The sequence below is a fragment of the Streptococcus suis YS56 genome (assembly GCF_000440115.1).
GTDB lineage: Bacteria > Bacillota > Bacilli > Lactobacillales > Streptococcaceae > Streptococcus > Streptococcus suis_L.
In genome coordinates this window covers 1-1,280 of the sequence record NZ_ALMY01000025.1, presented here as the reverse complement: position 1 = coordinate 1,280, position 1,280 = coordinate 1, and the positions used below count along the sequence as shown (strand labels likewise).

1 protein-coding gene is annotated in these 1,280 nt (G+C 44.1%); it reads left to right on the top strand.

Features of this window, described 5'->3' with window-relative positions; all coding sequences use genetic code 11:
* Positions 1–36 precede the first annotated feature (36 nt).
* The coding region (locus SST62_RS0103850) for a DUF1542 domain-containing protein (protein ID WP_153309594.1) at positions 37–1,280 on the top strand (1,244 nt) is incomplete at its 3' end.

The following is a 1,280-nucleotide window of genomic DNA, read 5'->3' as shown; positions in this document are numbered from 1 at the left end:
CAAGCAGAAGCAGAAAAAGCTATCGATGCGTCAACTATGACACCAGAAGAGAAAGACGCAGCTAAGAAAGCTCTTCAAGATGTTGTGAATGCTGAAAAAGATAAGCTTGAAGACGCAGCTAAGAAAGCGACAGACGCAATTGATGCAGCAACAACTCCAGCCGATGTAGCAGGAGCAACCAAAGCAGGTCAAGATGACTTGACAGAAAAAGGTTCAGAAGCTGAAAAAGCTGTTGAATTGGCTAAGGACAAAGAGTTAGCTAAAGAAGCTATCCGCACAGAAGCAGAAGAAGCTACTAAAGCAGCAGAGAAGCTTGCTGATGATGCGATTAAAGCTATCAATGACAATCCAAACTTGTCAGACGCTGAGAAAAAAGCAGCAATTGACAAGGTAAATGATGCCGCTAAGGTTGCTTTGGATGCTATTGCTGATAATGCCAAGACAGCTACGGATGCTGCAGAAAATGCACAAGCACTTGCAGACCTTGAAGCAGCTAAGAAAGCTCAAAAAGATGCTGATAAAGGAGCAATTGATACAGCTACTCCACTTGTTGATGCGGCAGTTCTTGAGGCAGCGAAACAAGATGCATTGAACAAGCTTGAAGATGATGCTGCCAAAGCTAAGGAAACTATTGCTGCAAATCCAAACTTGTCTGATAAGGAAGTAGACAAAGCCCTCGCAGACCTTGAAAAAGATCTTGCTAAAGCTAAGGATGCTGTTAATGCAGCAACAACACCGGAAAAAGTTCAAACAGCTGAAGACAAGGGTGTAGATGTTATCGCAGGCGATGTTCTTGCTGCAGCTCAATTGGATGCTCTTAACAAGCTTGAAGATGATACAAAAGAAACGATTGCAGCTATCGAAGCAAATCCAAACTTGACAGAGGACGAGAAAAAAGCAGCAATCGCTAAGGCAGAAGACCTTGCTGACGACGCTAAATCTGACATTATGACTGCTGAGACACCAGAAGCAGTTCAAGCAGTGGAAGAGAAAGCTGATAAGGATCTTGCTAAAGAAGAGCTTAAAGCAGCCGCAGATGATGCTAAGAAAGCTATCGATGCCAACCCTAACTTGACACCAGCCGAGAAAAAAGTTGCTAAAGATGCATTAGATGCAGAAGTGGCAAAGGCTACAGAAGCAATCGATAAAGCAGCAACACCAGCTGATGTCAACACAGCAACTCTTGCAGGTGAAAAAGCCGCAGCAAAAGCAGAAGTTGAAGCCGCAGCCGACGATGCTAAGAAAGCAATCGATGCCAACCCTAACTTGACACCAGAAGA